This window comes from Saccharopolyspora sp. NPDC000359, assembly GCF_040300525.1.
GTDB lineage: Bacteria > Actinomycetota > Actinomycetes > Mycobacteriales > Pseudonocardiaceae > Saccharopolyspora.
Map to the genome: position 1 here is coordinate 339,481 of NZ_JBEPDU010000001.1, position 23,185 is coordinate 362,665.

21 protein-coding genes are annotated in these 23,185 nt (G+C 72.2%); 18 read left to right on the forward strand and 3 right to left on the reverse strand.

Annotation, left to right across the window (positions count from 1 at the left end):
- The first annotated feature begins 131 nt into the window (after positions 1-131).
- Entirely contained in the window at positions 132-806 is a 675-nt protein-coding gene (locus tag ABT324_RS01730) for a uracil-DNA glycosylase (RefSeq protein ID WP_351169889.1), read from the forward strand.
- A 97-nt stretch (positions 807-903) separates the two neighbouring features.
- A complete protein-coding gene (locus ABT324_RS01735) occupies positions 904-1,488 on the forward strand; it encodes an Rv1733c family protein (protein WP_351169892.1) in 585 nt (194 codons plus the stop codon).
- A gap of 61 nt (positions 1,489-1,549) precedes the next feature.
- Here the strand turns inward: ABT324_RS01735 and rpmB are convergent, their stop codons facing one another.
- Positions 1,550-1,741 (reverse strand): 50S ribosomal protein L28, encoded by a 192-nt coding sequence (rpmB, locus tag ABT324_RS01740; protein WP_150067607.1) that lies wholly within the window; start codon positions 1,739-1,741, stop codon positions 1,550-1,552.
- A 280-nt stretch (positions 1,742-2,021) separates the two neighbouring features.
- Between rpmB and ABT324_RS01745 the strand changes: the two genes are divergently transcribed.
- The 8 genes from ABT324_RS01745 (at position 2,022) to ABT324_RS01780 (ending at position 13,433) form a co-directional block, all read left to right on the forward strand.
- Positions 2,022-3,581, forward strand: a complete 1,560-nt coding sequence (locus ABT324_RS01745) for a DAK2 domain-containing protein (RefSeq protein ID WP_351169895.1) — start codon at positions 2,022-2,024, stop codon at positions 3,579-3,581.
- Between the two features lie 87 nt (positions 3,582-3,668).
- A complete protein-coding gene (locus tag ABT324_RS01750) occupies positions 3,669-4,016 on the forward strand; it encodes a GntR family transcriptional regulator (protein ID WP_351169898.1) in 348 nt (115 codons plus the stop codon).
- 25 nt (positions 4,017-4,041) lie between these two features.
- Positions 4,042-5,013: an SdpI family protein gene (locus ABT324_RS01755; RefSeq protein WP_351169901.1), complete on the forward strand. Its 972-nt coding sequence runs from the start codon at positions 4,042-4,044 to the stop codon at positions 5,011-5,013.
- On the forward strand, positions 5,010-5,885 hold the full coding sequence (locus ABT324_RS01760) for a CPBP family intramembrane glutamic endopeptidase (protein WP_351169904.1): 876 nt from the start codon (positions 5,010-5,012) through the stop codon (positions 5,883-5,885). Before ABT324_RS01755 ends, ABT324_RS01760 begins: the two co-directional genes overlap by 4 nt.
- A gap of 51 nt (positions 5,886-5,936) precedes the next feature.
- Positions 5,937-6,413: a hypothetical protein gene (locus tag ABT324_RS01765; RefSeq protein ID WP_351169907.1), complete on the forward strand. Its 477-nt coding sequence runs from the start codon at positions 5,937-5,939 to the stop codon at positions 6,411-6,413.
- Positions 6,414-6,645: 232 nt separating this feature from the next.
- Complete coding sequence (gene recG / locus ABT324_RS01770; protein WP_351169910.1) at positions 6,646-8,880, forward strand: ATP-dependent DNA helicase RecG; 2,235 nt, start codon at positions 6,646-6,648, stop codon at positions 8,878-8,880.
- 510 nt (positions 8,881-9,390) lie between these two features.
- Positions 9,391-12,768 (forward strand): pyruvate carboxylase, encoded by a 3,378-nt coding sequence (locus ABT324_RS01775; protein WP_351169913.1) that lies wholly within the window; start codon positions 9,391-9,393, stop codon positions 12,766-12,768.
- A gap of 134 nt (positions 12,769-12,902) precedes the next feature.
- Entirely contained in the window at positions 12,903-13,433 is a 531-nt protein-coding gene (locus tag ABT324_RS01780) for a hypothetical protein (RefSeq protein WP_351170056.1), read from the forward strand.
- 51 nt (positions 13,434-13,484) lie between these two features.
- Here ABT324_RS01780 and ABT324_RS01785 read toward each other — a convergent pair whose 3' ends face one another.
- Positions 13,485-15,539: a HelD family protein gene (locus ABT324_RS01785; RefSeq protein WP_351169916.1), complete on the reverse strand. Its 2,055-nt coding sequence runs from the start codon at positions 15,537-15,539 to the stop codon at positions 13,485-13,487.
- A 170-nt stretch (positions 15,540-15,709) separates the two neighbouring features.
- Here ABT324_RS01785 and rsmD point away from each other — a divergent pair, with 170 nt between their 5' ends.
- The 8 genes from rsmD (at position 15,710) to mutM (ending at position 21,020) form a co-directional block, all read left to right on the forward strand.
- Positions 15,710-16,288, forward strand: coding sequence for a 16S rRNA (guanine(966)-N(2))-methyltransferase RsmD (rsmD, locus tag ABT324_RS01790; protein WP_351169919.1), 579 nt, complete (start codon positions 15,710-15,712; stop codon positions 16,286-16,288).
- 67 nt (positions 16,289-16,355) lie between these two features.
- Entirely contained in the window at positions 16,356-16,838 is a 483-nt protein-coding gene (coaD, locus tag ABT324_RS01795) for a pantetheine-phosphate adenylyltransferase (protein ID WP_351169922.1), read from the forward strand.
- 116 nt (positions 16,839-16,954) lie between these two features.
- Complete coding sequence (locus tag ABT324_RS01800) at positions 16,955-17,371, forward strand: guanyl-specific ribonuclease (protein ID WP_351169925.1); 417 nt, start codon at positions 16,955-16,957, stop codon at positions 17,369-17,371.
- Positions 17,372-17,591: 220 nt separating this feature from the next.
- Positions 17,592-18,326, forward strand: coding sequence for a DivIVA domain-containing protein (locus tag ABT324_RS01805; protein WP_351169928.1), 735 nt, complete (start codon positions 17,592-17,594; stop codon positions 18,324-18,326).
- A 149-nt stretch (positions 18,327-18,475) separates the two neighbouring features.
- Complete coding sequence (locus ABT324_RS01810; protein ID WP_351169931.1) at positions 18,476-19,048, forward strand: YceD family protein; 573 nt, start codon at positions 18,476-18,478, stop codon at positions 19,046-19,048.
- Positions 19,049-19,050: 2 nt separating this feature from the next.
- The gene (gene rpmF, locus ABT324_RS01815) at positions 19,051-19,233 is read left to right on the forward strand and encodes a 50S ribosomal protein L32 (RefSeq protein ID WP_150067595.1); all 183 of its coding nucleotides are present in this window, start codon (positions 19,051-19,053) and stop codon (positions 19,231-19,233) included.
- A 14-nt stretch (positions 19,234-19,247) separates the two neighbouring features.
- Positions 19,248-19,991 carry a ribonuclease III gene (rnc, locus tag ABT324_RS01820; protein WP_351169934.1) on the forward strand — a complete coding sequence of 248 codons (744 nt, stop codon included), beginning with the start codon at positions 19,248-19,250 and terminating at the stop codon, positions 19,989-19,991.
- Between the two features lie 138 nt (positions 19,992-20,129).
- A complete protein-coding gene (mutM, locus tag ABT324_RS01825; protein ID WP_351169937.1) occupies positions 20,130-21,020 on the forward strand; it encodes a bifunctional DNA-formamidopyrimidine glycosylase/DNA-(apurinic or apyrimidinic site) lyase in 891 nt (296 codons plus the stop codon).
- Between the two features lie 67 nt (positions 21,021-21,087).
- Here mutM and asnB read toward each other — a convergent pair whose 3' ends face one another.
- Complete coding sequence (gene asnB / locus ABT324_RS01830) at positions 21,088-22,917, reverse strand: asparagine synthase (glutamine-hydrolyzing) (protein WP_351169940.1); 1,830 nt, start codon at positions 22,915-22,917, stop codon at positions 21,088-21,090.
- Positions 22,918-23,185 lie beyond the last annotated feature (268 nt).

Sequence of the window (23,185 nt, forward strand, 5' to 3'; positions counted from 1 at the left end):
GGTGACAGTCGATTCCGGTCCGTGGGCAATATCGCAACCGGTGTTACCTCTATCGTGTGTGACGTGTGTCACATTGACGAGATCGCGGGGGTGTCGGTGGTTGGTCCCGGTGGCTCGCTAGGGTGCTCTGCATGACCGCGCGTCCACTGCACGAACTCGTCGAGGCCGGGTGGGCCGAAGCGCTCGCCCCGGTCGCCGATCAGGTCAGGGCGATGGGCGAGTTCCTGCGCGCCGAGGTCGCCGCGGGACGCCAGTACCTGCCCGCGCCGGAGCACGTCCTGCGGGCGTTCCAGCAGCCGTTCCACGAGGTGCGGGTGCTCATCGTCGGCCAGGACCCGTACCCGACGCCCGGTCACGCGGTGGGCCTGAGCTTCTCGGTCGCCCCCGGCGTGGCGCCGCCGCGCAGCCTGGTCAACATCTACCGCGAGTACTCCGAGGACCTGGGGCACCCGCTGCCCACCAGCGGCGACCTGACGCCCTGGACCGAGCGCGGGGTCCTGCTGCTCAACCGGAGCCTGACGGTCGAGCCCCGCAAGCCCGGATCGCACCGCGGCAAGGGCTGGGAGCAGGTCACCGCGCAGGCCATCCGCGCGCTCGCCGCCCGCGACACCCCGCTGGTGGCGATCCTGTGGGGTCGTGACGCGCGCGACCTCCGCCCGTTGATGCCGGGCGTGGACTGCGTCGAGTCGCCGCACCCCAGCCCGATGTCGGCCGACCGCGGCTTCTTCGGGTCGCGGCCGTTCAGCCGGGTCAACGAGCTGCTGGCCGCCAAGGGCGTCGAGCCCATCGACTGGAAGCTCCCTTAGCGGCCGTCTTCGCAGGTCGCGCGGTGTGGACGTCGGTTCCGCCCAGTCGTACATTGGCCCTTGCCGGAAGTTGGGCTCGGGCGGAAGAAGACTCGTCATGGGAGCCGACCGGAACACCAGTCGTCTGCGGTGCCTGGTCCGCGGGGCGTTCCCGGGGGCGAACCCGCTGCGGCGGCGCACCGACCTCTTCGAACCGATCGCCCTGGTGCTCGTGGTGCTGATCGCGGTGGCCTCCGCGGTGCTGGCCTTCGCGGTGGCGCAGGGCGAGCTCGACCGCCGCCTCGTCGAGGTCGAGCGGGAGCAGCTGAGCAAGCACCAGGTGGTGGCGTCGGTGGTGGCCGAGCTGCCCAGCAGCACGACCACGCACCGCCCGGTCGCGGTGCGCTGGGGGCAACCGCCCGACGAGCGGTTCGCGGTGCTCGACCTGCCCGCCCGGATCCAGGCGTCCGGCACGCTCCCGGTGTGGCTGGACGAGCGCGGTCAGCCGACCGTTCCGCCACTCACCAGGGGTGCGGCGACGCAAGCGGCCGGTCTGGCCGGAGCGGGGGTCCTGCTCGGCTCGGGTCTGGGCACCACCTTGGCGCTGCTCGCCGCCCGCGCCTGGGTACAGCACCGGCGGCTGGTCGCCTGGGAGGAGGAGTGGGCGGAGGTCGAGCCCCAGTGGCGCAACCACGCCTCGTAGCGCCTGGGCGCAGCAAAAACCCCGAGGTGCTCGACCTCGGGGTTCTTGTGCGCTGTGCGGTTCAGCCGCGAACGACCTTGCCGGCCTTCAGGCACGAGGTGCACGCGTTGATGCGCTTGCGCTGCGAGACACCGATCTTGGCGTGCACGGTCTGAATGTTCGGGTTCCACCGGCGCCGAGTCTTCCGGTGGGAGTGCGAGACCGAGTTGCCGAAGCCTGGTCCCTTGCCGCAGACGTCGCAGACGGCAGCCACGTCAGACACCCCTTACTTTGCTTGACGGTTACAGCGATGAGAGCCACGCAAGCGACCCCCACTTGCGTGAGAGCTTGCTGTTCACCGCCGTTGGCGGCGGCCTGAGCCCGGAGAGGATCCGGTCGCCCTGGGTCATCGCCACCCTGGGACCGGATCAGTGTAGCCCACCGCCGACGCCGGTCGTGCTGGTGGGGGCGCGGTTGCTGCCGGTGGCGGCCGGGTCGCCGAGCGGCGCCGCTCATCTAGTCTCGGGTGGTTCCGATCGGAGGAGGAGGTCCGGTTGTTGCGGACGCTGGATGCGGCGGCGGCCCGGCGCTGGGCGGACCTCGCCCTGGCGGCGCTCGTCGCCGAGCGCGCCGCGATCGACCGGATCAACGTCTACCCGGTCGCCGACGGCGACACCGGCACCAACCTGCTGCAGACGATGCGGGCCGCGGTGGCCGAGCTGGACGCGGCCGTCCCGGACACTCTCGGCGGGGTGCTCGGCGCCCTCGCCAGAGGTGCGCTCGGCGGCGCCTGCGGGAACTCCGGCGTGCTGTTCTCGCAGGCCTTGCGGGGTGTGGCCGAGCAGCTCCGCGACGTGACCGCCGCGGATGGGCGTGATCTGCGCGCGGCGCTGACCCGGGCCGACGAACTCGCTCGCGAGGCGCTCGCCGACCCGGTCGAGGGCACCGTGCTGTCGGTCCTGCGCGCGGCGGCGCGCGGAGCGGCCGGGTCGGACCGGTTGGACGAGGTGGTGCGCGGAGCGACCCGCGCGGCCGTCGACGCCTTGGCCGCGACGCCCGCGCAGCTGTCCGCGCTGTCGGATGCCGGGGTCGTCGATGCTGGCGGGCGCGGGTTCGTGGTGGTGCTCGACGCGCTGCACGCGGTCGTCCGGGACGGCGAGCGGCTCGCCCCCGAAGCGCCGCTGCCCGGCGACGCGGGTGTGCTGGAGCACGAGTCGGAGTACGAGTACGAGGTCATGTACCTGCTCGGCGGCACCGACCAGGAGCGGGTGGCGGCGTTGCGGGCGGCGCTGTGCCAACTGGGCGACTGCGTGTCGGTCGTCGGGGACGGTGGGGACGCGTGGGCCGTGCACGTGCACTGCGACGACATCGGTGCGGCGATCGAATCCGGCATCGACAGCGGCCGGGTGCGCAACATCAAGGTGACCCGGTTCGCCGACCAGCGGGCCGCGTTCGCGCGGGACGCCGCGGTGCTGGCCTGCGTGCCCAGCGCGGAGCTGGGGGAGCTGTTCGCGGCGGAGGGGGCCGACGTGCTCGTCGTCGGCCCGGAGCAGGTGGCCGAGCGGTTCACCGAGGCGGTCGGGGCGACCGGGGCGGCGCACGTCGTGGTGCTGCCCAACGACCCGGCCACGGCGGCCGTGGTGGAGCGGGCCGCGGCCGAGGTGGTCGACGGCGGGCCGGACGTGGTGGTGGTGCCCACGGCGTCCCCGGTCCAGGGCCTCGCCGCGCTGGCGGTGCACGACGCGACGCGGCGCCGGGCCGACGACCAGGTCGCGATGGCCGAAGCCGCCGCGGCGACCCGGCGCGGGGAGCTGCGCATCGCCGACGCCGAGGCGCTGACCTGGGTCGGGCGCTGCCGACCGGGTGACGTGCTCGGGTTGATCGACGGCGAGGTGGTGCTGATCGGCGACGACGTGCCGACGGCCGCCCAGGACCTCGCGGCGCGCCTGCTCAGCACCGGTGGCGAGCTGGTCACGGCGCTGATCCACGCCGGTGCCCCGACCGGCCTGGCGGCGGGGCTGGCCGACCACCTGCGCCGCTCCCACCCGGAGGTGGAGCTCGCCGAGTACCCGGCGGGCGAGCTCGGCGCGCTGCTGCTGCTCGGGGTGGAGTAGGCCGAATCCATCATCTTCGCTGGTCAGGGACGTCCTGGCCGGTGCGCGCACGCGTGGGAAAACAATGGTGCTAGTCTCATTAGCACCATGTTGCTCTCGTTGGACTTGCACGACGAGCGTCCGCTGCACGAGCAGGCGGCGGACGCCATCCGGCGCGCCATCGCGGCCGGTGAGGTGGAGCCGGGGGACCGGCTGCCCCCTGCGCGGGACCTCGCGGTCGCGATGCGGATCAACGCCAACACCGTGCTCCGCGCGCTGCGAGAGCTGCGGGAGGAAGGGCTGCTGGAGTTCCGGCGCGGCCGCGGCGTCACCGTGCTGCGCCGCCCGGACCCCGAGGCGGCGTTGCGCCAGAAGCTCCGGGAGCTGCTGGCGGAGGCCGGGCGGCACGGCTACCGGCCGGACGACGTCGTCGAGTGGATAGCAGCCGAGAAGTAGGACCGGACCAGCACAGGAGGCCGAGATGACCTACCGCACCCGATTCCTCGCCGCGTCGGGACTCTGGGCGCTCGCCGTGACCGCGGCGCTGCTCGCCGGGACCCTGGCCGTGCGGGACCGGGTGCCGGATCCGCTCGCCTCGCACTGGGGTTTCTCCGGCGCGCCCGACGGGTCCACCTCGTTCGCCGGTCTGCTGGCGGTCCAGCTGATCAGCTGGTTGGTCATCGCGCTGGTCGCGGTGGCGGTCGGGGCCCGCGGGGCGCAGCGGCGGGCGCTCCGGGCGTCCACCGCGGCGATCCTCGGTGCCGGGGCGGTGTTCGTCATCGGCTTGTCGGCGCTGACCACGTGGGCGAACCTGGACGCCGCCGACTGGCGGCAGGCGAGCCCACTGCCCGTCTGGCAGGTGCTCCCGGTGCTGGCCGGGACCGCGCTCGGCGGCTGGCTGGGCTGGTGGGTCGGCAACCGCGGCCCGGACGCCAGGCCGGCGGAGGACGACGCGGAGGTCCCCCAGCTCGTGCTGAAGGCGGGCCAGCGCGCGGTGTGGGTGTCCTCGGTGCGGAGCCGGACGCTGCAGGTCATCGGCGCGGCAGCCGTGCTGTCCGCGGTCGTGCCGCTGCTGGCGCAGGTCTGGGTGGCGGCGCTGGCGCCCGCGCTGGTCGGGGTGGTCCTCTTCGCCCTCTCCTCGGCGCGGGTGCAGGTCGACGAGCGCGGCGTGAGCACCTCCTTCGGCCCGCTGCGCTGGCCGGTGCGGCGGGTCCGGATCGAGCAGATCGACAACGCGCGGGTGGAGACCCGGCGTGCCCTGGAGGTCGGCGGCTGGGGCTACCGGGTCCTGCCGCACAGCACCGCGATCATGCTCCGCGGCGGTGAGTGCCTCGCCCTCGAGCTGACCACCGGCCGCAGGTTCTACATCAGCGTCGACCACGCGGAGCGCGGTGCCGAACTGGTCAACGCGCTCGTCACCGAACGTTCGGCCCTGGAAGGGGGAGACCTGTGAACCGCGACCTCTGGGTGTTCTCGGCCGTGGCGCTGGGTGGCGCGTGGCTGGTCGCCGCGCCGCTGTGGCTCGGCCTCACCAGCTCACTGGCGCTGATCGCCTCCGTGATGATGTTCACGCCGACCCTGGGCGTGCTCGCGGTGTGGTTGCTGAACCGCCGCACGCCCGCGCGCCAGTGGGCGCGGGACACCGGCCTGACATTCGGGCCGCGACCGGGCCGCACCGTGGTGCTGCTGCTCGCCGCGTGGTTCGGCGCTGGCCTGCTCAGCGCGCTCGCCGTCGCGGTGAGCGCCGCGCTCGGGCTGCTCGCACTGGACCTGGGCGGGTTCAGCCTGTTCGCCTCGGCGCTGGGCGGGAACCCACCGCTCGACGTCGGCACCCTGGTGCTGATCCAGCTGCTGACGATGTTCCTGGTGGCGCCGCTGATCAACGCCGTGCTGGCCTTCGGCGAGGAGTGGGGCTGGCGCGGGTGGCTGCTCCCGGCGCTGACCGGGCGCGGCACGTGGCCCGCGCTGCTGATCTCCGGGGTGGTCTGGGGCGTGTGGCACGCGCCGCTGACCCTGCTCGGCTACAACTACCCGAACCTGGGCCCGTGGGCGGCGCTGCTGTTCACCGGCGCCTGCGTGCTCATCGGCATCCTGCTGGGCTGGCTGCGCCTGCGTTCCGGCAGCGTGTGGCCCGCGGTCGTCGGGCACGGCGCGTTCAACGCCGCCGCCGGGCTGCCGATGCTGCTGGGGTCGGCCGCGGAACCGCCGAACCTGGCCCTCGTGGGGCTGACCGGCTTGGTCGGCTGGGGCCTGATGGCGCTGCTGGGCGCGGCCCTGATGCGGTGGTTGCCGGTGGCGCGACCGGAGCCGGTCGCGGTCGCCTGACCTGGGCAGCCGGTACTGTCAACACCGGTCGAGTGCGCGCGGGAGGGCGGTGTGCGGAGGCGGTACCTCTGGTTCGTGGGTGGCTGGACGCTGCTCGTCGCACTGCTGATGCTCGCGGTGCCGATGTCGGTGAGCTCCCGGTTGCCCGACCCGATCGCGGTCGAGTGGACGTTCTCCGGGGCGCCCGAGGACTCCAGCCCGCTCCAGGACTTCCTGCTGAACAAGCTGATCTGGTGGCTGGGGGTCGCCGCGGTCTGGAGCGTGTTCGGGCTCGGCGGCGTGCTCCGGCGCCGCGGCCTGGCCTGGGCCGGGGCCGCGCTGGGCGCGTTCGGGGCGGCGATGCTCGGCACCGTGGTGCTGACCACCGTGGCCAACCTGGACGCGCCGAGCTTCCGGGACGTCGTCGACCCGCCCGGCTCGGGCTGGCTGCTGCTGGCGGGCGCGCTGGCGGGCTGGCTGGGTTGGCGGCTCGGGAGCCGCAGCCCGGAGTTGCCACCGACTGATCGCGGCGTCGGTGCGGTCCGCTAACTTGCCAAGTGCCGGAGAACCCGTCTGACGAGCTCGTTCCGCGTGGCGGTGCCGGTGCGGGGGCTCAGCGCCCGCCTGGACTGCGGGTGCCCGACCCGGTGCGCACGGCAGTGGGCGCACGCTGGGAACCCGCGGCGGTGCAAGCTACCAGGGAGGGCTGAGCGGCTCCGCCGCTTCCGAAGCGGACGACCACGACCGGGTTCGAGGCCAGGCTCTAACCGGAGGACCAGCTGTGACCACATTGGACGCGAAGCTCGACCGGGTGCTCGGCGCCAAGTCCGGCAAGGCGCTCGAGTCGGCGCTGGGCTTGGTCACCGTGGGCGACCTGTTGCGCCACTACCCGCGCCGCTACGCCGAGCGCGGCGAGCTGACCGCCATCGCCGGGTTGGAGATCGGCGAGCACGCCACCGTGCTGGCGAAGGTCGAGCGGGTTGCCAAGCGCACCATGAAGTCCCGCCGGGGCACCATCGTCGAAGCCCGTATCACCGACGGGCACCGCTCGCTGAGCTGCACGTTCTTCAACCAGGCCTGGCGGGAGCGGGAGCTGGTGCCGGGGCGGCGCGGGATGTTCGCCGGCAAGGTCACCTCCTACCGGCAGCAGCTGCAGCTGGCGCACCCCGAGTACCAGCTGTTCGACGACGAGGCGACCGACATCGGCTCGGCCGCCGAGGAGTTCGCCGCCGCGCTGATCCCGGTCTACCCGTCGGCGCAGGGCCTGCCGTCGTGGTCCCTCGCGCGGTGCGTGGCGCAGGTGCTCGACGTCTGGGACGGCACCGACGACCCGCTGCCCGCGGAGCTGCGCGACCGGCTCGGGCTGGCCACCCTGGAGTCGGCGCTGCGCAAGATCCACCGCCCGCAGAGCTTCGCCGACGTGGCGACCGCGCAGGAGCGGCTGAAGTGGGACGAGGCGCTGTCGGTGCAGCTGGTGCTGGCCCAGCTGCGCGGGTCGGCCAAGTCGCACCCGGCACCGGTCTGCCCGCGCCGCGACGACGGCGTGCTGGCCGCCTTCGACCAGCGCATGCCGTTCGAGCTGACCAGGGGGCAGCAGGAGATCGGCGAGCAGGTCGCCGCCGACCTGGCCACCGACCACCCGATGAACCGGCTGGTGCAGGGCGAGGTCGGCAGCGGCAAGACGGTGGTGGCGCTGCGCGCGATGCTGCAGGCGGTGGACGCCGGTCGGCAGGCGGCGATGCTCGCCCCCACCGAGGTCCTGGCCGCGCAGCACGCCCGCTCGCTGCGGGAACTGCTCGGCGAGCTGGCCATGGCGGGTGAGCTCGGCGCCGCGGAGGAGGCGACCCGGGTGACCCTGCTGACCGGTTCGCTGGGGGCGGCGCAGCGCAGGAAGGCCCTGCTGGAGGCGGCTTCCGGGGAGGCCGGGATCGTGGTCGGCACGCACGCGCTGATCCAGGACCGGGTCTCCTTCGCCGACCTGGGCCTGGTGGTGGTCGACGAGCAGCACCGGTTCGGCGTGGAGCAGCGCGACGCGCTGCGCGCCCGCGGCAGTGCGGAGACCTCACCGCACGTGCTGGTGATGACCGCGACACCCATCCCGCGCACGGTGGCGATGACCGTCTACGGCGACCTGGAGACCTCGGCGCTGCGGGAGCTCCCGCAGGGGCGCTCACCGATCAGCACCAGCGTGGTGCCGGTGGCGGAGAAGCCAGCCTGGCTGGAGCGGGCGTGGGCGCGCATCCACGAGGAGGTCGCCGCCGGGCACCAGGTCTACGTGGTGTGCCCGCGGATCGGTGACGACGAGGAGGACGCGGGCAAGGGCGGGAAGAAGTCCCGCAAGACGGCGGTGGACGACAGCGACGAGGGTGAGGAGCCGCCGCCGGAGGACGGCGAGGAGCGCCGCCCGCCGCTGGCGGTACTCGAGGTCGCCGAGCAGCTCGCCGCGGGCCCGCTCAAGGGCCTGCGGCTGGGCGTGCTGCACGGGCGCCTGCCCGCCGACGACAAGGACGCGGTGATGCGCGCCTTCGCCGCTGGCGAGGTGGACGTGCTGGTGGCGACCACGGTGGTCGAGGTCGGCGTCAACGTCCCGAACGCCACCGTGATGGTGATCATGGACGCGGACCGCTTCGGCGTCAGCCAGCTCCACCAGCTGCGCGGCCGGGTCGGCCGGGGCAGCGCCCCGGGCCTGTGCCTGCTGGTCACCGAGGCCATGGGCGGCACCACCACCCGCGAGCGGTTGGACGCGGTCGCCTCCACCACTGACGGCTTCGAACTGGCCCGACTGGACCTGGAACTCCGCCGCGAGGGCGACATCCTCGGCGCGGCCCAGTCGGGCCGCAAGTCCGGCCTGAAGATGCTCTCCCTCCTCCGCGACGAGGACGTCATCGCCCGAGCCCGCGAAGAAGCGGCCCGAGTCGTCGAAGCCGACCCCACTCTCCACGACCACCCGGGCCTGGCCCGCATGGTCGCCGAGGTGGTCGACGAAGACCGGGCCGAATACCTCGAGAAGTCCTGACACCACGGCTGAACCACACCTCAGCTGCTGACCGGCGGTGATCCCCTGGCCAGGGCCCGCCACCACCCCTGCCCAGGTCACCGCCTGCTGCTCGGGGCCCTCACCACTGCGGTCGGAGGGGTGGTGACGAATGCGATTTCGATTGAAACTGCTTCACCTCGCCACTGGAGGCTCCGTCGAGAACGAGCGGTTTCGATTGGGATCGCACCCCACCAAGCCGACCCCCACCGCTTCGAACCCAAACCCAACCCCACCCAACAGGCACCCCGGGTACCACCGCGCACCCCGGGGCGAGCCGACCGCCAAGCCCCACCGGAGAGCAAGACCCCCATACTTCCGATCAAGGAAAGAATCCGTCTATTTCTGTTGGTCCAGACCTTGCCCAACCGGGTTGTTTTACCAGGTAGTAGGCGTGTACCTGATCTCATCACCCGAGAAGTCCTCCCGGAACGGGGAATTTTCGCGGTACTGTGCTGGCACTGACCGACACCCGCCAACCGAGGAGCCGGTATGTTCCGCAAGGTTCTCGTCGCCAACCGCGGTGAGATTGCGATTCGCGCCTTCCGCGCCGCCTACGAGCTGGGTGCGGGCACCGTGGCGGTGTTCCCGCACGAAGACCGCAACTCGCTGCACCGCTTGAAAGCCGATGAGTCCTACGAGATCGGCGAACCCGGCCACCCGGTCCGCGCCTACCTCTCCGTCGAGGAGGTCATCAAGGCCGCGCAGCTGGCGGGCGCCGACGCCGTCTACCCCGGCTACGGCTTCCTGTCCGAGAACCCCGAGCTGGCCCGGGCCTGCCGGGAAGCCGGGATCACGTTCGTCGGCCCGAGCCACGAGATCCTGCAGATGACCGGGAACAAGGCGACCGCGGTGGCCGCCGCCCGGGAGGCCGGGGTACCGGTGCTGGACTCCTCGTCGCCCTCCCGCGACATCGACGAGCTGCTGGCCGCCGCCGAGGAGATGACGTTCCCGGTTTTCGTCAAGGCCGTCGCCGGTGGTGGCGGGCGCGGCATGCGCCGCGTCGACCAGCTGGAGGCGCTGCGCGAGGCGCTGGAAGCCGCGATGCGCGAGGCCGAGTCGGCCTTCGGCGACCCCACTGTGTTCCTGGAGCAGGCCGTGATCAACCCGCGGCACATCGAGGTGCAGATCCTCGCCGACGCCGCGGGCAACGTGATCCACCTCTACGAGCGGGACTGCTCGGTGCAGCGCCGCCACCAGAAGGTCATCGAGATCGCCCCGGCCCCCAACCTCGACCCGCAGCTGCGCGAGCGGATCTGCGCCGACGCGGTCGCCTTCGCCCGCAAGATCGGCTACGTCAACGCGGGCACCGTGGAGTTCCTGGTCGACGAGCAGGGCCGCCACGTGTTCATCGAGATGAACCCGCGCATCCAGGTCGAGCACACGGTCACCGAGGAGGTCACCGACGCCGACCTGGTGCAGTCGCAGCTGCGCATCGCCGCCGGGGAGACGCTCGAGGACCTCGGCATGACCCAGGACGCGGTCCGGCTGCGCGGCGCGGCCCTGCAGTGCCGCATCACCACCGAGGACCCGGCCAACGGGTTCCGCCCGGACACCGGCATGATCAGCGCCTACCGCTCGCCGGGCGGCGCGGGCATCCGGCTCGACGGCGGCACCGCCTTCGCGGGCACCAGCGTCAGCGCGCACTTCGACTCGATGCTGGTCAAGCTGTCCTGCCGGGGCCGGGACTTCGCCACCGCGGTGGCGCGGGCGCGGCGCGCGGTCGCCGAGTTCCGCATCCGCGGGGTGTCCACGAACATCCCGTTCCTGCAGGCCGTGCTGGACGACCCGGACTTCGCCGCGGGCAAGGTCACCACCTCGTTCATCGGCGAGCGCCCGCACCTGCTGACCGCCCGGCACTCCGCCGACCGCGGCACCCGGCTGCTCAACTACCTCGCCGACGTCACCGTCAACCACCCCAACGGCACCCGCCCGACCACCCCGGACCCGGTGTTCAAGCTCCCCAGCACCGACCTGTCGGCGGAGCCACCCGCCGGGTCCAAGCAGAAGCTGGTCGAGCTCGGCCCGGAGGGCTTCGCGCGCTGGCTGCGGGAGTCCAAGGCCCTCGGCGTCACCGACACCACCTTCCGCGACGCCCACCAGTCGCTGCTGGCCACCCGCGTGCGCAGCAAGGACCTGCTCGCCATCGCGCCGCACGTGGCGCGGATGACACCGGAGCTGCTGTCCCTGGAGTGCTGGGGCGGCGCGACCTACGACGTGGCGCTGCGGTTCCTCGCCGAGGACCCGTGGGAGCGGCTGGCCAAGCTGCGCGAGGCGGTGCCCAACATCTGCCTGCAGATGCTGCTGCGCGGCCGCAACACCGTCGGGTACACGCCCTACCCGACCGAGGTGACCGAGCACTTCGTGCAGGAGGCCACCGACACCGGCATCGACATCTTCCGCATCTTCGACGCGCTCAACGACGTCGAGCAGATGCGCCCGGCCATCGAGGCGGTGCGGGCCACCGGGAAGTCGGTAGCCGAGGTGGCGCTGTGCTACACGGCCGACCTGTCCAACCCGGACGAGAAGCTGTACACGCTGGACTACTACCTGCGGCTGGCCGAGCAGATCGTCGACGCCGGGGCGCACGTGCTGGCCATCAAGGACATGGCCGGTCTGCTGCGCGCACCGGCCGCGGTGCAGCTGGTGACCGCGCTGCGCCGCGAGTTCGACCTGCCGGTGCACCTGCACACCCACGACACGCCGGGCGGCCAGCTGGCCACCTACCTGGCGGCGGTGCAGGCCGGGGCGGACGCGGTGGACGCCGCGACCGCGTCGATGGCCGGGACCACCTCGCAGCCCGCGCTGTCCTCGGTGATCGCCGCCACCGACTACACCGACCAGGCCACCGGGCTGGACCTGCAGGCGGTGTGCGACATGGAGCCGTACTGGGAGTCGGTGCGCAAGATCTACCAGCCGTTCGAGGCGGGGCTGGCCTCGCCCACCGGCCGGGTCTACCGCCACGAGATCCCCGGTGGTCAGCTGTCCAACCTGCGCACCCAGGCGGTGGCGCTCGGCCTCGGCGACAAGTTCGAGGAGATCGAGGCGATGTACGCCGCGGCCGACCGGATCCTGGGCCGGCTGGTCAAGGTCACCCCGTCCTCGAAGGTGGTGGGTGACCTGGCGCTGCACCTGGTCGGCGCCGGGGTGGACCCGGCGGACTTCGAGGCCGACCCGCGCAAGTTCGACATCCCGGACTCGGTGATCGGGTTCCTGCAGGGCGAGCTCGGCGAGCCGCCCGCCGGCTGGCCGGAGCCGTTCCGCACCCGCGCGTTGGAGGGCCGCACCGCGGTCCGCCGCCTCGCGGAGCTGTCCGCGGAGGACCGGGCGGGGCTGCGCGACGACCGCCGCGCCACCCTGAACCGGCTGCTGTTCGCCAAGCCCACCAAGGAGTTCACCGAGCACCGCGAGGCCTACGGCGACACGTCGCTGCTGCGCAGCAAGGACTTCTTCTACGGCCTGCGGCCGGGGGAGGAGTTCCCGGTCGACCTGGAACCGGGCGTGCGGCTGCTCATCGGCCTGGAGGCGATCAGCGAACCGGACGAGCGCGGCGTGCGCACCGTGATGGCGACGCTGAACGGCCAGCTGCGGCCGATCCAGGTCCGCGACCGTTCGGTGGCCACCGACCTGCCGGTCGCGGAGAAGGCCGACCGGTCCAACCCGGGCCACGTGCCCGCCCCGTTCGCCGGTGTGGTGACCCTGTCGGTCGGCGAGGGCGACGCGGTGGAGGCCGGGCAGACCATCGCCACCATCGAGGCGATGAAGATGGAGGCGGCGATCACCGCCCCGGCCGCGGGCCAGGTCAAGCGCCTGGCCATCGGCGCCGTCCAGCAGGTGGAGGGCGGCGACCTGATCATCGAGCTCGGCTGACCCCAGCACCGGAGCGGGCCGTCCCACCAGGGGCGGCCCGCTCCGGCGCTTCAAGCAGGGGATTGCTCGTTCGGGTGAACTGGGCAACCGGGGCGGGATGGGTGGCGTCTCCGTGGTGTTGACAGGTGAGCGCGATGTGGTGGGGGTTGGCGATGCGGAAGTTGCCGATGGTGTGGGCGGTCCTGGTCACCGCCGGGTTGGTGCTGGCTGGCGGCTCGGCGACCGCGGAGCCTGCGGAGGGCGTGCGGGACGTCGACTGGCGCGACACCGAGTTCGTCGTGCCTCCGGTCGGACCGTGCCCGCAGCAGTCCGTGCCCTTCTCCGACGGCGCGGCCGTGGTGAGCGGTTGGGTCTACCGGTTCACCCCGGAGCGACAGGTCGAGTACGCCGACGTCACCGGTGAGGGCGTCGAGGACGCGCTCATCCTCGTGGAGTGCGGGCCGCAGAACTCCGAGTACTCGCGGGCACTCGTGGCGATGACCGAAGGCCCGAGGCCGCTGGGCACGGTCGTCAGCCCGCCGGTGTGGACTCAGCTGCCCACCGACCTCACCGTGCGAGCAGGGGAGATCTCGGTGCGGATCGAGGACTTCGACACCGGCGGCGCCTGGACCGAGCGCTACCGCTGGGCCCAATCGGCCCAAGCCTTCGTCCGCATCAACGCTTGAGTCGTGAGCGGCGATGGTCGTCCTTACCACCATCGCCGCTCACGACCCCGGTCACCTGGTCTTCAGCACGGTGAGCTGCTGGGTGGCGCGGCTGAGCGCGACGTAGAGGGCTCGGCGGCCGGTGCTGGACTCCGCTGACAGGCCGTCCGGGTCGATGACCACCACCGCGTCGTACTCCATGCCCTTGGCCTCCAGACTGCCGACCACGCGCACCCGGTCCGCCCCAGCGATGTCCGAAGTGGACAGCCATTCGCGGACCTCGTCGCGGCGGCCCATCGTGGTGATCAGGCCGATGGTGCCCTCCGCGGCCGAGACCAGCTCCGCCGCGGCCGTGCGCACCGCCTCCGGCAGCTGCTCGCTGGACACCTCGCGCACCGCCGGCTCGACGCCGGTGGTGCGCACCGCCACCGGCAGGTCGTCCGCGGGCACCAGGTCCCGAACCGCGTCCGCGGCCAGCGCGAAGATCTCCGCCGAGTTCCGGTAGTTGGTGCGCAGCGTGAACCGGCGGTGCGTGCGCTGCGCGCTCAGCGCCTCCCGCCGCGCGGCCGCCGCCTCCTCGGCGTCCGGCCAGGACGACTGCACCGGGTCGCCGACGATCGTCCAGCTCGCGTGCCGCCCGCGGCGACCCACCATCCGCCACTGCATCGGCGACAGGTCCTGGGACTCGTCGATGACCACGTGCGCGTACTCGTCGTAGTTCGCCGCGCGCTGCGGCTGCTCGGCTTCGCCGTCGACGCGGCGCCGCTTCGGCGGCGGTCCGGCCAGCACCCGCAGCTCGTCGATGAGGGCGATGTCGGCGACCGTCCACTCGGTCACCTCGGTCCACGACTTGGCCAGCAGGCCGACCTCCTCGGCCGACAGCAGCCGCCGCGCCGCCTGCGACAGCCGCGCCGGGTCGGACAACCAGCGCAGCACCTGCATCGGGTACACCGGCGGCCACCAGGTGACCAGGAACCGGTGGAACTCGATGCGGTCGCCGATCTCGGTGATCAGCTGCTCCCGGTCGGGCTGGAAGTCCTCGTCGGCGGCCTGCTTCGCCTTCTGCCACAGGGCTTCCAGCAGCGCGTCCGCGGTCCGCATCCGGTTCTTGTTGGGCTGCGCGCCCTTGTTGTGCAGCGAGCGGCGAATCCGCTTGAGCTCGTCGGCCTCCAGCTTCAGCACGGTGCCCCGGTAGAACATCTGCAGGCGCTCGGGGGCGTCCGGCGGGGGCAGCCGCAGCGCGCGCCGCAGCACCTTCACCATCCGCGACGAGCCCTTGACCTCCGCCGTGCGCGGGTCGTCGATCCTGGCCGTGCTGATGCCGTCCAGCACCTCGCCGAGCGCGCGGAGCTCGACGTTGTGCTCGCCCATCGACGGCAGCACCCGCGAGATGTAGGACATGAACACCGGCGACGGGCCGACCACCAGCACGCCCGGTCCGCCGAGCCGCCGCTGGTCGCGGTAGAGCAGGTAGGCGGCGCGGTGCAGCGCGACCGCGGTCTTGCCGGTGCCGGGGCCGCCGGTGATCTCGGTGACGCCGCCCTCGGGGGCGCGGATCGCGTCGTCCTGCTCCTTCTGGATGGTGGCCACGATGTTGCGCATCGAGTCGCCGCGCGAGCGGGTCAGCGCCGCCATCAGCGCGCCGTCGCCGATCACCCGCATGTCGGCGGGCGCGCGCTCGGGGTCCAGCAGGTCGTCGGAGAGGTCCACGACCTGCTCGCGGGAGGAGCGGATCACCCGGCGGCGCACCACGTCCAGCGGCTGCTCGGGGGTCGCCTGGTAGAAGGCCGCGGCCAGCGGGGCGCGCCAGTCCACCAGCAGGTTCTCGAACTGCGGGTCGCGGATGCCCAACCGGCCGATGTGCACCGCGTCGCCGGTGGCGAAGTCCAGGCGGCCGAACACCAGCCCCTCGGACTCGGCGTTGAGCGCCTGCAACGTCCGGTTGGCGTGGTGGAGCATCACGTCGCGCTCGTTGAGCGCTTCGGGCGTCGCTTCCCGGCCGTACTCGTAGCTCTTGTCGCGCATCGCCTCGGCTTCGGTGCGCAACTCCTCGAGCCGGGCGTAGACCCGGTCGACGTGCTGCTGCTCGACCGCGATCTCGGCCTGCTTGATGGACGCTTCGGACACCTGTGTCTTTCTCCCCGTCTGGCGCAGTGGGCAGACCAATCAGCCTACGCTTGTGGCGCTCTCGCGCTCTGCTGCTCCCGGCAGCGGAGAAGGCGCGGGCACGGGCGTAAAATGGCCGCAACCAAGCCCCACCGCAGGGCTCCCCGCCGACCGTGCGCCACGATGGACGGGTGACGCGGATCGTGGCCGGAAGCGTGGGCGGGCGGCGCATCGAGGTGCCCCCGAGAGGCACCAGACCCACCTCGGAGCGGGTGCGGGAAGCCCTGTTCAGCGCGCTGGAGTCGGCAGTGGAGCTGCCCGGTGCCCGGGTGCTCGACCTCTACGGCGGCTCCGGGGCCCTCGGGCTCGAAGCGCTGTCGCGCGGCGCCGAGCACGCCACCTTCGTCGAATCAGACCGCCGGGCCGCGGGCATGCTGCGCCGCAACGCCGCCGCCCTGGGCTTCCGCGACGTGCACGTGGCGCAGGCGAAGGCCGAGACGCTGCTGAGCACCCCGACCGACCAGCCCTTCGACGTGGTGCTCGCCGACCCGCCCTACGACCTGACCCAGGAGAAGCTGCAGCAGGTCCTGGCCGCGCTGGTGGACAACGGCTGGACAGCACCGGGCAGCCTGGTGGTCGTGGAGCGCGCGGTCCGCAGCGGTGAACCGGACTGGCCGTCGCGGCTGCGGCCGCTGCGCACCAGGCGCTACGGCGACACCGCGGTGCACTGGGCCGAGCACGCGGAGGGGACCGAGCCCGCGGAGGCCTAGCCCCGGCCCGGTGAGGCGCACCACGTCGTCGTGGGGAATCCGCTGGTGGCTGCTAACGTCCGGTGCCATGAGGCGTGCCGTGTGTCCAGGCTCCTACGACCCCGTCACCAATGGTCATCTGGACATCATCGAGCGAGCGTCGAAGCTGTTCGACGAGGTCGTCGTCGCCGTGCTCATCAACAAGAGCAAGAAGAGCCTGTTCTCCGTCGAGGAGCGGCTGGAGATGCTGCGCGAGGTTACCGAGCCGTGGCCGAACGTGCGCATCGACGCCTGGCACGGCCTGCTGGTGGACTACTGCCAGACCAACGGCATCGGCGCCATCGTCAAGGGCCTGCGCGCGGTCAGCGACTTCGACTACGAGCTGCAGATGGCGCAGATGAACCAGCAGCTGTCCGGGGTGGAGACGATGTTCATGTCCACCAACCCGCAGTACAGCTTCCTGGCCAGCTCGCTGGTCAAGGAGGTCGCCACCTACGGCGGTGACGTCTCCGAGCTGGTGCCGCCGAAGATCGAGCAGCGCCTCCGCGAGCGGCTCGCCGAGCGGGCCTGATCGGGCGGCCCGGTTGGGCCATCAGGAGTAGGGCTCGTCGCACGATGGTGGCGGGGACACTTCGGGTTCACGTCAGGGCAAGCAGGTGATCACGGTCGCCGCCTAGCGTGCGGCGCATGATGCGGATCACGTCGAAGACAGTGCAGCTGCTGCTGGTCGGCCTGCTCGCCGTAGCGGGTCTGGTCGGCTTCCAGACGAGTGCCGTCTCCGCGCCGGTCGCCGTGCAGGCGCCGTGCGGCGACACGTCCGAGTTCCAGCAGGTCAACCTCTCCGAGCTGCCGCCGGAGGCCACCGAGACGGTGGACCTGATCAAGAAGGGCGGCCCGTTCCCGTACCCGCAGGACGGCACGGTGTTCCAGAACCGCGAGGGCATCCTCCCGGACTGCGAGAGCGGCTACTACCACGAGTACACCGTGGAGACCCCCGGCAGCGACGACCGCGGCGCCCGCCGCTTCGTGGTCGGCGAGGGCGGCGAGTACTTCTACACCGAGGACCACTACGAGAGCTTCAAGCTGACCAACGTCGACGCCTGACGACCCTGTCGGAACGCCTCCCCGGGAACTGCCGGGGAGGCGTTCCACGTTTCACCGGTGCGGGTGATCCGCGCCCGGGGCCTTGACACGCGGGCGCCGGAATTCCCCGGCCCTGGTGCCCGGCGCGGGCAGACTGGGGACCGGAGCGGCCCGTGATCACCGGTCCGGGCAGTTCTGAGATGCTTGCTGCTGCGGCGGCTACGACGGTGGGGAGATCAAGGTGTACCGGGTGTTCGAGGCCCTCGACGAGCTGGTCACGATCGTGGAAGAGGCGCGTGGCGTTCCCATGACCTCGGGGTGCGTGGTGCCCCGCGGTGACGTGCTGGAGCTGCTCGACGACGTCCGGGACGCGATCCCCCAGGAACTGGACGACGCTCAGGACGTGCTCGACCACCGCGACGAGGTGGTCTCCACCGCCGAGGCGAAGGCGGACAAGGCCGTCACCGACGCCCGCACCGAGGCCGAGCGGACCCTCGCCGCCGCCCGGGCGGAGGCCGAGCAGCTGCTCGCCGACGCCCGCGAGCAGGCCGACGAGCTGCTGGCCGAGGCGCGCGGCCAGGCCGAGCAGGCGGTGACCGCTGGCCGCCGTGAGTACGAGGACTACGTCGGGCGCGCCCAGTCGGAGGCCGACCGGATGGTGCAGGCCGGGCGGGCTGCCTACGAGCAGTCGCTGCACGAGGGCAAGGCGGAGCAGGCCAGGCTGGTGGCCGACACCGAGGTGGTACAGGCGGCCAACGCCGAGGCCAAGCGCATCGTCGACGAGGCCAACGAGGACGCCGAGCGCCTGCGCAGCGAGTGCGACGCCTACGTGGACTCCCGCCTCGCGGACTTCGAGGACCTGCTCGGCCGGACCCTGCGCACCGTCGGCAAAGGACGCCAGCAGCTGCGCAGCCCGGTCGGCGCCCCCTTCGACTACGAGGAGTGGGGTTCGGGGAGCGGCGCGGCGGCGAACTGAGCTCGCCGCAGGGCCTGGTGTCGTCGTCGGGGTCGGGTCGCGTACCCTGGGAGAGCTGGCTTCGGGCGACGTGCCGGTTGGTACCGGTCCTCGCGTCGTCCGCCGATGCCGCGAAACTGCCCGCTTGATTTCACCACCGAAACTTTGTGATGTCTCAGAACCACGATGCACGTGCCGCGCAGGCCGGACCCTGGGTGATCGACACCCGGCAGATCGGTCACCGCGCCGGGAGCAGCCATGCCTACCAGCGCAGCGCCCCGGCTCCGGCCGGGTTCGGGCTGGACATGATCAAGGTGCCCGAGGGCGAGCCGGTCGAGCTCGACCTACTGGCCGAGTCGGTGGTCGAGGGCGTGCTGGTGTCGGGTACCGCCGTGGCCCAGCTGGCCGGTGAGTGCGTCCGGTGCCTGGACCCGATCTCCGACGAGCTCGAGGTCGAGGTGCGGGAGCTGTTCGCCTACCCGGACAGCGCCACGGACGCCACCAGCGATGATGACGAGGTGGAGCGGGTCGTGGACGACCTGGTCGACCTCGAACCGGTGGTGCGGGACGCGATGCTGCTGTCGCTGCCCTCGGCGCCGTTGTGCTCGCCGGACTGCCAGGGGCTGTGCTCCGGGTGCGGCGTGAAGTGGGCCGAACTCGCCCCCGATCACACGCATGAGACCATTGACCCTCGCTGGGCCGCGCTGCAAGAGCGGTTCGGCGGGACCGAGGAGGAGAAGTAGTCGTGGCCGTCCCGAAGCGCAAGATGTCCCGGGCCAACACCCGTCACCGCCGGTCGCAGTGGAAGACCTCGGCGCCGACGCTGGTGCAGTGCTCCAACCGCTCCTGCCGCGAGCAGAAGCTGCCGCACGTGGTCTGCCCGGCCTGCGGCCAGTACGACGGCCGCCAGGTCGTCCAGCCCGCCTGATCGGCAGCCGCGCAGTGGGGGGAAAGCAGTCGCGGGCCCGGAAGATCGACCGGGCTCCGCTGTTGGCAGCGCTCGGCGTCGAGCTCGACGCCGAGCTGCTCACCCTTGCTCTCACCCACCGCTCGTACGCGTACGAGAACGGTGGCCTGCCGCCGAACGAGCGGCTGGAGTTCCTGGGTGACGCGGTGCTCGGACTGGTGATCACCGATCGCCTGTACAACGACCACCCGGAACTCGCGGAGGGGCAGCTCGCGAAGCTGCGCGCCAGCGTGGTCAACATGCACGCGCTGGCCGGTGTCGCGCGCGGTCTCGGTGAGGGCGGCCTGGGTGAGTACCTGCTGCTGGGCCGGGGCGAGGAGCTCACGGGGGGCCGGGACAAGGCGAGCATCCTCGCGGACGGCCTGGAAGCCGTGCTCGGCGCCGTGTACCTGGCCAAGGGCATCGACGTCGCGCGCGACGTGGTGCACCGGCTGTTCGCACCGCTGCTGGCCGAGGCGCCGCAGCGGGGCGCGGGCCTGGACTGGAAGACCAGCCTGCAGGAGCTGACCGCGTCGGCGAGCCTGGGCGTTCCGGAGTACCGGGTCGAGGAGCAGGGGCCGGACCACCGCAAGGAGTTCAGCGCCTACGTGGCCGTGGGCGGGCAGACCTACGGTCGCGGTGACGGTCGGACCAAGAAGGAAGCCGAGCAGAAGGCCGCCGAGGCGGCTTGGCGCCAGCTGTCGCAGCAGGCTGGCGAGGGCGCCGAGACGTCCGCCTGAGCGGCGCACCTCAGCGTCCGCCTGACCGGGGCATCCCTGGGCTGTCCCGGCCAGGCGATCGCTGAGGACCAACGGCCCCGCGGGTTTTTCCGCGGGGCCGCTTCTCGTGCGCCACCGGGCGTGGTCGAAGATGTTCGCGTGCCCGAGTTGCCTGAAGTCGAGGTCGTCCGGCGCGGTGTCGCCGAACACGCGGTCGGCCGGACCGTGTCCAGCGTCGAGGTCCTGCACCCGCGGGCGGTGCGCCGCCACGTGCCCGGACCGGATGATCTCGCCGGTCGGCTGACCGGTCGGGTGCTGAGCGCGGCACGGCGCCGCGGCAAATACCTGTGGCTGGAGCTGGGCGGACCGGGCGGGGCGGCGCTCACCGGCGGTGAGGCACTGGTGGTGCACCTCGGGATGAGCGGCCAACTGCTCGTGCAGCCCACCGGTGCCCCGGACGAGAAGCACCTGCGGGTCCGCTTCGAGTTCGCCGACGGCGGTCCGGAGCTGCGGTTCGTCGACCAGCGCACGTTCGGTGGCCTGCACCTGGCCGACCTGGTCGAGGTGGACGGCGTCGCGCTGCCCAAGCCGGTCGAGCACATCGCGCCCGATCCGCTGGAGGAGTCCTTCGACGTGGACCGGCTGGCGGCGCGGTTGCGGGCGCGGCGCACCGGGATCAAGCGGGCGCTGCTGGACCAGAGCTTGGTGTCCGGCATCGGCAACATCTACGCGGACGAGGCGCTGTGGCGCGCGAAGCTGCACTGGGCTCGGCCCACGGCGACGCTGACCCGGCCCAAGGTCCGCGAGCTGTTCGACGGCGTCATCGACGTCATGCAGGACGCGCTGCACGCCGGGGGCACCTCGTTCGACGCCCTCTACGTCAACGTCAACGGGGAGTCCGGCTACTTCGACCGGTCCCTGGCGGTATACGGCCAGCTCGACCGGCCGTGCCCGCGCTGCGGTGCCCCGATCCGCCGCGACGCCTTCATGAACCGCTCCTCCTACACCTGCCCGGTCTGCCAACCAAGACCCCGGAACGCCCACCTCTGAGCGGCCCCGACCCAACACCCCGAACCCCCAGGGGCGCGCGACCCCCGAGGGCCGCGCACCCCCTGGCTCACAACTTCACCGTCGGCCGGTGGATCTCGAACCACGCCGCCATGTCCAACGCCCGTTCGAAGGCGTACCGGGTGGGCGTGTCGATGCGGCCAGCATCCTGCCTCAGCGCCCCGCGCAACCACTCCCCGTCCAGCAGCGACAACGCCTCGCTGCCGGTCGAGGCCAGCTCCGCCACCTGCCGCTGCAGGGCCGCCGCGTACTTCGGGTCCTGGGTGGAGGGGTACGGGCTCTTCACCCGGTCCACCACCGACTGGGGCAGGGTGTCCGCGGTGGCGTGGCGCAGCAGGCTCTTCTCCCGGCCGTCGAAGGTCTTCAACGCCCACGGGGCGTTGAAGACGTACTCGACCAGCCGGTGGTCGCAGAACGGCACCCGGACTTCCAGGCCGACTGCCATGCTCATCCGGTCCTTGCGGTCCAGCAGAATCCGGACGAACCGGGTGAGGTGCAGGTAGCTGATCTCCCGCATCCGCCGGTCGAAGTCGCCTTCGCCGTCCAGCGTGGGCACCGAGGCGATCGCGTCGCGGTAGCCGTCGGCCACGTAGGTCTCCAGGTCCAGCGCGTCGCGCACGCCCGGCTCCAGCAGGCTCGGTTGCTGGCCCTGCTGGGAGCGCACCGCCGCCAGCCACGGGAAGGTGTCGGCCGCGCGCACCTCCGGGTCGTGGAACCACTTGTAGCCGCCGAAGACCTCGTCCGCGGACTCCCCGGACAGCGCGACCGTGGAGTGCTCGCGGATCGCCTTGAACAGCAGGTAGAGCGACTGGTCCATGTCGCCCAGCCCCATCGGGAAGTCGCGGGCCTGCACGGCGGCGCGGCGCACTGCCGGGTCGGCCAGCGTCTCGGGGTCGAGCACGATGTCCTGGTGCTGGGAGCCGACGTGCTTGGCGACGTCGTGCACGTAGGGCGTGTCCGGGGTGCCGCGCATCTCGTCCGGCACGAAGTTCTCGGCCTGGCCGAGGAAGTCCACCGCGAAGCTGCGCACCTGCTCGCCGCTGCGGCTCAGCTCCAGCCCGGCCAGCGCGGTGATGGCGCTGGAGTCCAGTCCGCCGGAGAGCAGCACGCAGCGCGGCACGTCGGAGATCAGCTGCCGCGCCACGATGTCGTCGAGCAGTTCCCGCACGCGCTGCACGGTGGCCTGCTGGTCGTCGGTGTGCTCGACGGCGCCCAGCTGCCAGTAGGTGTGCTCGTGCAGGCCGGTGCGGTCGACGGTGACGATGGTGCCGGGCTCGACCTCGCGCATGCCCGCCCACACCGCGTGCCGCGGGGTCTTGACTGGGGCGAACAGCTCGCGCAGCCCGTTGGCGTCGACGACCTTCTCAGCCAGCGGGTTGGCCAGCACCGCCTTGGGCTCGGAGCCGAACAGCACGCCGTGCTCGGTGGGGTAGTAGTAGAGCGGCTTGATGCCCATCCGGTCGCGGATCAGCAGGAGCTGCTCGGTGCGGGTGTCCCAGATGGCGAAGGCGAACATGCCGTTGAGGTGCTCGGCGACCTCGGGGCCCCACTCCAGGTACCCGTGCAGGACGACTTCGGTGTCGCTGTCGGTGGTGAAGCGGTGGCCGCGGCGGCGCAGCTCGTCGCGCAGCTCGGTGAAGTTGTAGGCCTCGCCGCTGTAGACGATCGCCACGTCTCCGTCGGGGGTGGCCATCGGCTGGGTGCCGCCGGGCAGGTCGATGATGGCCAGTCGGCGGTGGCCGAGCGCGGCGTGCGGGGCCACCCAGGTGCCGCGGGCGTCCGGGCCGCGGCAGGACATGGTGTCGCACATCGCGTCGATCGCGTGTTGTTCGCGGGTGAGGTCTCGCTGGAAGTCGATCCAGCCGGAGATGCCGCACATGGCCGTTCTCCTTCGATGTTCGGATTCCGCGCGGGTCGAGGCCCGCGATGCGCACCGGCCGGTGTTTACCCAGACTAACGAGATCGTTGCGTCGATGAAACTAGATGACCGGGTGAAGTCGGCCACGCACAATCCGTGCGCATCGGCAGGAACCGCCGCAAACCGGGGCATCGAGGACGCGCCAGACGTGGAGCGGCGCGGGTCCCGCCCTGGTCACGTGCCATGACCAGGGCGGAACCCGCGCCGCAGTTCCTCAGCCCGGCGGGGG

Bases quoted from the DNA above. Each gene is read 5' to 3' on its own strand.
- ABT324_RS01730 (WP_351169889.1), top strand. From the start codon at position 132: ATGACCGCGCGTCCACTGCACGAACTCGTCGAGGCCGGGTGGGCCGAA.
- ABT324_RS01735 (WP_351169892.1), top strand. From the start codon at position 904: ATGGGAGCCGACCGGAACACCAGTCGTCTGCGGTGCCTGGTCCGCGGG.
- ABT324_RS01750 (WP_351169898.1), top strand. From the start codon at position 3,669: ATGTTGCTCTCGTTGGACTTGCACGACGAGCGTCCGCTGCACGAGCAG.
- ABT324_RS01755 (WP_351169901.1), top strand. From the start codon at position 4,042: ATGACCTACCGCACCCGATTCCTCGCCGCGTCGGGACTCTGGGCGCTC.
- ABT324_RS01775 (WP_351169913.1), top strand. From the start codon at position 9,391: ATGTTCCGCAAGGTTCTCGTCGCCAACCGCGGTGAGATTGCGATTCGC.
- ABT324_RS01780 (WP_351170056.1), top strand. From the start codon at position 12,903: ATGTGGTGGGGGTTGGCGATGCGGAAGTTGCCGATGGTGTGGGCGGTC.
- coaD (WP_351169922.1), top strand. From the start codon at position 16,356: ATGAGGCGTGCCGTGTGTCCAGGCTCCTACGACCCCGTCACCAATGGT.
- ABT324_RS01800 (WP_351169925.1), top strand. From the start codon at position 16,955: ATGATGCGGATCACGTCGAAGACAGTGCAGCTGCTGCTGGTCGGCCTG.
- ABT324_RS01810 (WP_351169931.1), top strand. From the start codon at position 18,476: ATGTCTCAGAACCACGATGCACGTGCCGCGCAGGCCGGACCCTGGGTG.
- asnB (WP_351169940.1), bottom strand. From the start codon at position 22,917: ATGTGCGGCATCTCCGGCTGGATCGACTTCCAGCGAGACCTCACCCGC.